We start from the raw sequence: 6,656 nt of genomic DNA on the forward strand, positions 1-6,656 counted from the left end.
CAAGATAGATGGAAGTCACTTTGGAGTTTATGCTTACGAAAATATTTATCTCGGATAAAAACCGCCATGTCCATGGTGGAACCCTTGCCCAGGATTATAACTGCCGTGTCCATGATGGAAACCGTAACCTGGATAATAGCCGCTATGCCCATGATGGAACCCATACCCAGGATAATAGCTGCCATGCCCATAATGATACCCATGATCAGGATAAAAACCGCCCTGTCCATAATGATAAACATTGCTTGGGTTAAAACCACCCTGCCCTTGTTGAAATCCAAAATTCGGATTTAGTCCGTACATTCTTTCCATATTAAATTCGCCTCCTTATCTTATCAAAATAGTGTATGCATAAGCCTTTATGTTTGTTAGAAAAACAACAAATTGCTACTATAAAATTATGAATAGAAGTAATAGAAAATTGGAAAGGAAACACGATAAAAATGGCAAATATTACTATACCAGTATCTGTTTTAAGTTTAGTTCCGGTGCGGCAGGGCGAGGATGCAAAGGATGCTATAGATGCAATGGTTGATTTGGCCCGGGCAACTGAAAAAATGGGCTACGAACGCTTTTGGATTGCCGAACACCATAACACATCAAGACTTGTAAGCTCTGCAACAGCTATTTTAATTAAACATACTCTTGAGCATACTGAACACATTCGTGTTGGTTCAGGCGGAATTATGCTACCAAACCATTCACCGTTGGTAGTTGCTGAACAATTTGGAACGATGGCCACAATCTATCCAAATCGTCTGGACCTTGGACTTGGCCGGGCACCTGGAACAGATATGATGACAGCGAATGCCTTAAGACGCTCGCAGCATGATTCCGTCTATACATTCCCTGAGGACGTTCAGGCCTTACTAAACTATTTTGGACCAGATGAAAAACAGGGTGTAGTAAAAGCTTATCCGGGGGTAGATACAAACATTCCAATTTATATCCTTGGTTCCTCGACAGATTCTGCCTATTTAGCGGCACGATTAGGCTTGCCCTATGTCTTTGCGTCACACTTTGCACCAACCTACATGGAGGAAGCAATTTCCATCTATCGGAACCGCTTTAAGCCATCAGAATACTTACAAAAACCATATATGATGGTTTGTATGAATGTCGTTGCTGCTGAAAGTGATGAAGAGGCTCAATTTTTAGCGACAACAATGCACCAATTCGGACTGAATATTGTCAGGAGAACGCAAGCTCCATTAATGCCGCCCACCCAAAATATGGAGGAGCTATGGAGTCCGTTGGAAAAACAAATGCAGTTAGAAAGAACTAGGATTTCATTAATAGGAAGTAAAGATACCGTTCGTGAACAGATAACGAAATTCCAAGAGCTATACAATGTGGATGAAATCATGGCTGTAACTTATATTTTTGATCCGGAAAAACAAAAAAGTTCGTATAAAATCTTGAAAGAAATAGTCGAAGGAAAAAAGTAAAAGAGGTGCTAGGATCTTGGATGAACTACAAATAAAAACTGAAATAAAACGAATTATGAGTGAGCATCGGTTGGGAACGTTAAGTACGATGAAAGGGGATCAGCCGTTTGCTCGCTATATGATTTTTCGAAATGATGAGGAAAACTTCATACTCTATACAATTTCAAGCAAACTAACTGAAAAAGTACAGGATATCGAAAAAAATAATAAAGTACATATTCTGTTGGGCGGTGGATTCGGAAAACCGTTTATCGATATCGTTGCAGTTGCAACGATCCACGATGAAAAAGAATTAAAGGACCGTCTTTGGCATGAAAATTTTCTAAAATATTTAACTGGCCCAGAAGATCCAAATTACATTGTCATTCGTTGTGAACCCAAATATATTCGTTTAATTAGCCATCCGGATCTTGATGGTCCTTATACTATATCTTTTACGTAAACCTTTAAAAGAAGGAAGCAAGAATCATTTCGAACACTCTTGCTTCTTTTTTTATCTATTAAACAAAAAACAAACCACATAAAATATACAACACTGCCGAAATGGCTCCTCCAATGGCAGATAGCTTGAGTTTATATCGGGCATACCCAACAAGTTCCATATCCAAAATGGAGGCGGTCGTTATCGTCGTGTCGCCTAATGGTGAGGTTAACGCTCCAAATGCTCCGCTAGCAAAAACAGCTCCAACTGTTAAAGGGATGGAGGCATCAGTGGAGACCGCTAACGTAATCCCGAGTGGCATAAACAATCCCCACGTTCCCCATGACGATCCAATAAAATAGCCGACAACAGAGCCGATTAGAAAAATCGTGGCCGGTACCATATATGCCGGTAAGAAGGCTCCCAATGTTGAACTGACAAATGCTGAAAAGCCAAGATCTTCTGCAGACATTGTAAGTGCCCAAATTAGGATCAGCATGCTGATCGCCTGCATCATTTGGTTGCCGCCATCATAAAAATGATACAAAATTTCGTTTAACGCTTGCTTCCGCACAATATAAAAGACAAATGTGAAAATAAGTGTGATAAATACTGCTAACAGCATTACAAAAGTGGCATCGGCCATCGAAAAGGCTTCAAATACCGTTTTAGCCCCTAAATCTGTCCCGTTTTTCCATAAAAGAAACAAGGATAACGCTAGGAGTAAAAAGACAGGGACAATTAAATGCCATGGTTGAGCGTTTACTAATGATAGTTCTTTAGTTATACAAGCCCTGTGAAATTCGTGTTCCTCATCCTCAATGTTATCTTCATGTTTTTTAGATGTAGTAGTCTTTTTCTTTGAAGGCCAAAATGTTTGAATAATGCCAATGATTAACATGATAAGCGCATAAAAATTAAATAAAATACTTAATAAAAATACCTCGTAGGCTGACATGCCTAAATCAAGGTCGCGAATTCCACCTTCCACAAGTGAAACCATAAATCCAACAAATGCGGTCGCAACCGGTAAAAGAACGATGGTTGATTCTGTCGAAATATCCATTGTCATACCGACTTTTTGCTTTGATAAGTTCATTTTTTTGATCAAGGATTTGATGATCGGAGCGATCATCATAATTCGAAACATTGGCATCATGAATGTAAAAGGAAGTGTAAGCCATATAAGTCCGAGGATTCCTTGTTCTGTTTTAATTTTTCTCCCGACCCACTCTGAGAAGCCTTTAATCCCACCAGAAATATTCATCATTCCAACCAAGCCGCCAAATAAATAAAGGAAACTGACGATTTTAATATTCGTTTCATCCGACAATGTAGTTATAATGTAGGAAACAGATTGCTGTGTTCCGGTTAAAACATCAGATGCCACCATAATTGAACCAACAAGAAGTCCAACAACAAGTCCCGGTAAAATGTCTTTTAACCAAATGGACATGGAAATAACAATTAGAAAAGGCAATAGAGAAATCCACGAATATGCCACAACCATCCTCCTAAATTGCAAAAATCACTTCTTAGTATGCCAATAGAGTGGATGCATTATCACGAAAGGGGATTGTATTGTTTGTTTTTTGTCTGATAATATTTTATTTTTCTGTCATTATTCCGAACAGAACAGTATAAACCTTACTATAGTAATCTGCTTTAAGAGGTGAGCCTATGAGCCCTGAAAAAGTAGTAACCGAATATTTTGAGAATCTGATTCAAACTAAACAGCCGGACTGGTCTTATTTTGCAAAAGGACCGAATTTTATTATGAAAAAGCTTTATACAGCGGGTGCGAAGTATTTTGAAAAATTTATCGGTGCGCAATTATTAACTGAAAACGAAAATAAAGCTGTCGTTCTTTACGCCATTACGAATACTAAAGGAGAAATCCATCGTTTCGTTTGCACATTAAAGAAGGTAGACGGGGAGTGGAAAATTAAAACATTTGATAATTATGATATAGGTTAAAACCTCTCGTTGAGCCCTTGAGAGGTTTTTTGTATTACATTATGCAAAAATTCATGAATTTGTAATATATAAGCAATAAATAAGAAATCCCTATTGATAGTTTAAACGACTCTAAACTATAATTTAATATATATATATATAATAAAAACTTATAGAGGTGATAAATATAAGTTATATTAATTATCAATATGACGAACTTTATGATGCCGGTCCAGACAGCTGCGGAGAATTAATTGTTAAGTTATTTCTAAGGATGAAAAAAATGGATCAAGGCCAAGTGATCAAAGTGATCTCCTATGATCTTGGAGCAGTTGAGGATGTACCGGCATGGTGTCGCATGCAAGGGCACGAACTACTAGTAATGAATGAAGAAGGTTTATTAATCACAAATTTTTATATTAAAAAATGCTAAAGGGAGAGATTTATAATGTCAAAGCTAGCTGTTAGTATTACAAATGCAAAAAATAATACAGATTTATGTACGTTAGGTTTTGTTGTAGCGAATGCATCCGTTGCTTCTGGTGTTGAAACGGTTGTATTTTTAAACTCAGAAGGTGCTTATCTTGCTGAGCAAGGCTATGCCGATGATATTCATGAAGAAGGATTTGCGCCAATCAAGCAATTAATCGATTCATTTGTAGAAGCAGGTGGTACAATTTGGGTATGTTCACCTTGCTTTAAGAAACGTGGACTTGATGACGGAAAATTAATTGAAGGTGCAAAAATTGTTGGAGGAGCAACATTGGTTGAATTTTTAGCTAATGGTGCAGCTTGTATTACATACTAAGGAGTGGCGTCAGTGATTATTCCACAAGTTGATGCAATCTGTGATGGTGGAGATTTGGACTGTGGCTCCGGCTTGTTGTTGATTATTAAGAAAAATATTGATCCGCTAGAGGTTGGCGGAGTTCTGGAAATAAGGAGCAGGGAGGCATCTGTTGAAGGTGACCTCCCGGCTTGGTGCCGAATGGTGAAGCATGAGTTTTTAGGGATGGCTGATGATGAAGGCGGTTATAAAAGATATTTTGTAAAAAAAGGAAACGGTAAAGAAGAGCGCTCATTGGAGGCTGACCTTGAAGCAGCAAAAGGTTATAAGTGGACAGTGCGCATCCAAGGTGAAAAAGGGTTAACAGCCAAAGTACATTCCCGTAACCATACATTTTTAGTTGGTCAACCTGCTGAGTTTAGCCCTAAAGTTGATGCGCCCAGTGCTGTTGACTTTTTCATCAGTTCTTTAGGTTCTTGTTTGACTGTTGGTTTTAAAATGCTAGCTTCCAAGAATAATATTACAATCGATGAATTCGAGGTAACGTTAAAAGGACAGTTAGAAAATGTCCTGTATCATATGGAACTTGAGGATATAGGCAGTCCTAAGATTACGAAAATAGCTGGAACAGTCTATGTTTCTTCTCCAAGTGATGAAGATTTACTTTATCAAATTTGGGAAAAGACTTTAGAGCGTTCTCCTGTTTATCAGACACTTAAAGATCAAGTAGATTTAGATATTAAGTTTTCAATCGTATACTAAATTTAAGATTGATAATTGAGGTGCATTAATAATGAATTTACCGAAGTTCCCAACTACAGTCGTTGGAAGCTGGCCAAGAAAACGCAAAGTATTAAGAGGTTTACGTGATAAGCGGGAAGGCAGAATAACGGAAGAACAGTTTAATGAAATTGCTAATCAATCAGTTTTAGAGTGTCTTAAATACCAAGAAGATGCAGGAATCGATATTGTGTCAGATGGTGAACAAAGACGGGACAACTTCATTTCGTTTGTCGCTGAAAAAATTGAAAATGTAAAAATGTTAACTGTATCTGAACTATTAGACTATGTTGAAGACAAAGCTAGTTTTGAAGAAATATTGGGAACGCTGGATGTACCTGCGTTTTCGTTAACGAACCCAGCAGCTGTAGGAAAAATAAAAAGGCGCCACCCCCTTGCGGTTGATGAACTTCACTTTCTTAAACAACATACATCAAAGCCGATAAAAGTTGCGATACCTGGTCCTTATTTACTATCTCGTTCAATGTGGATTGAAGGGTTATCACAAGAAGTTTATCCGACGAGGGAAGACTTGGCTGTTGATATCGTTCAAGTATTGCGGGAAGAAATTGAAGAATTAATCGCGGAAGGTGCTTGCTTTATCCAAATGGATGAACCAGTTTTAACCGAAATCGTGTTTACTCAAAAAAATGCGAACCGCACCTTTATGTGTGGGGCACTGACGGCAAAAGCAGATGCCGAAGAAGAATTGAAATTTGCAACAAGCTTAATTAATCAAGTTACAGAAGGGATGAGAGGCCGGGGTACAAAAATCGGCGTCCATGTCTGCCGTGGCAACTGGAGTACGGACGAAACAACATTGTTACACGGACCGTACGATCCTGTTATGCCTTATTTTAAACAGATGGATATTGATCAACTAATCCTTGAATTTGCAACACCAAGAGCAGGTGAATTAAATACATTAGCTCAGTTGGCTGGTAAAGATGTGGAACTCGGCCTTGGTGTAGTGAACCCGCGAATTCAACAAATTGAAACACCGGAAGATATTGTTGCTAGAGTAACCGAAGCATCAAAGTATATTCCTGCAGAAAAGATTTTCCTAAATCCAGACTGTGGCTTTGGAACATTTGCGCAACGTCCGATGAATTCAGAGGAAAAAGCGTTCGAAAAATTGAAGATTTTAGTAGAGGCAGCGAATTTGTTGAGAGGAAAGGAATAAGAAAACTATTGGGGACAATTATGTCCCTTTTTGTGCGACGGGCAGTCGCATGGAGTGTTAACTTAGTTGACACTCTTCTTT

Annotated in this window: 9 protein-coding genes; 7 read left to right on the plus strand and 2 right to left on the minus strand. The window is 38.3% G+C overall.

Annotated elements, in window-relative coordinates:
• Window positions 1-45: 45 nt before the first annotated feature.
• Window positions 46-312, minus strand: a complete 267-nt coding sequence (locus P9E47_RS15870; protein ID WP_003331979.1) for a hypothetical protein — start codon at window positions 310-312, stop codon at window positions 46-48.
• A 131-nt stretch (window positions 313-443) separates the two neighbouring features.
• On the opposite strand from P9E47_RS15870, the gene P9E47_RS15875 reads away from it, so the two are divergent.
• The gene (locus tag P9E47_RS15875) at window positions 444-1,448 is read left to right on the plus strand and encodes an LLM class flavin-dependent oxidoreductase (RefSeq protein ID WP_003331978.1); all 1,005 of its coding nucleotides are present in this window, start codon (window positions 444-446) and stop codon (window positions 1,446-1,448) included.
• Between the two features lie 16 nt (window positions 1,449-1,464).
• A complete protein-coding gene (locus P9E47_RS15880; RefSeq protein WP_326163998.1) occupies window positions 1,465-1,890 on the plus strand; it encodes a pyridoxamine 5'-phosphate oxidase family protein in 426 nt (141 codons plus the stop codon).
• 58 nt (window positions 1,891-1,948) lie between these two features.
• Here the strand turns inward: P9E47_RS15880 and P9E47_RS15885 are convergent, their stop codons facing one another.
• Complete coding sequence (locus P9E47_RS15885; protein ID WP_326164000.1) at window positions 1,949-3,373, minus strand: Na+/H+ antiporter NhaC family protein; 1,425 nt, start codon at window positions 3,371-3,373, stop codon at window positions 1,949-1,951.
• Window positions 3,374-3,549: 176 nt separating this feature from the next.
• Between P9E47_RS15885 and P9E47_RS15890 the strand changes: the two genes are divergently transcribed.
• The 5 genes from P9E47_RS15890 (at window position 3,550) to P9E47_RS15910 (ending at window position 6,575) form a co-directional block, all read left to right on the plus strand.
• A complete protein-coding gene (locus P9E47_RS15890; protein ID WP_326164001.1) occupies window positions 3,550-3,846 on the plus strand; it encodes a hypothetical protein in 297 nt (98 codons plus the stop codon).
• 157 nt (window positions 3,847-4,003) lie between these two features.
• Complete coding sequence (locus P9E47_RS15895; RefSeq protein ID WP_267880047.1) at window positions 4,004-4,258, plus strand: sulfurtransferase TusA family protein; 255 nt, start codon at window positions 4,004-4,006, stop codon at window positions 4,256-4,258.
• 15 nt (window positions 4,259-4,273) lie between these two features.
• Window positions 4,274-4,633, plus strand: a complete 360-nt coding sequence (locus tag P9E47_RS15900) for a DsrE family protein (RefSeq protein ID WP_003331973.1) — start codon at window positions 4,274-4,276, stop codon at window positions 4,631-4,633.
• Between the two features lie 12 nt (window positions 4,634-4,645).
• Complete coding sequence (locus P9E47_RS15905) at window positions 4,646-5,374, plus strand: sulfurtransferase TusA family protein (RefSeq protein ID WP_003331972.1); 729 nt, start codon at window positions 4,646-4,648, stop codon at window positions 5,372-5,374.
• A gap of 31 nt (window positions 5,375-5,405) precedes the next feature.
• Window positions 5,406-6,575, plus strand: a complete 1,170-nt coding sequence (locus P9E47_RS15910; protein WP_003331971.1) for a cobalamin-independent methionine synthase II family protein — start codon at window positions 5,406-5,408, stop codon at window positions 6,573-6,575.
• Window positions 6,576-6,656 lie beyond the last annotated feature (81 nt).

It is taken from the genome of Schinkia azotoformans, from assembly GCF_035811335.1.
In the GTDB taxonomy this organism is placed as follows: domain Bacteria; phylum Bacillota; class Bacilli; order Bacillales; family Bacillaceae_J; genus Schinkia; species Schinkia azotoformans.

Bases quoted from the DNA above. Each gene is read 5' to 3' on its own strand.
- P9E47_RS15875 (WP_003331978.1), top strand. From the start codon at position 444: ATGGCAAATATTACTATACCAGTATCTGTTTTAAGTTTAGTTCCGGTG.
- P9E47_RS15890 (WP_326164001.1), top strand. From the start codon at position 3,550: ATGAGCCCTGAAAAAGTAGTAACCGAATATTTTGAGAATCTGATTCAA.
- P9E47_RS15900 (WP_003331973.1), top strand. From the start codon at position 4,274: ATGTCAAAGCTAGCTGTTAGTATTACAAATGCAAAAAATAATACAGAT.
- P9E47_RS15910 (WP_003331971.1), top strand. From the start codon at position 5,406: ATGAATTTACCGAAGTTCCCAACTACAGTCGTTGGAAGCTGGCCAAGA.
- P9E47_RS15870 (WP_003331979.1), bottom strand. From the start codon at position 312: ATGGAAAGAATGTACGGACTAAATCCGAATTTTGGATTTCAACAAGGG.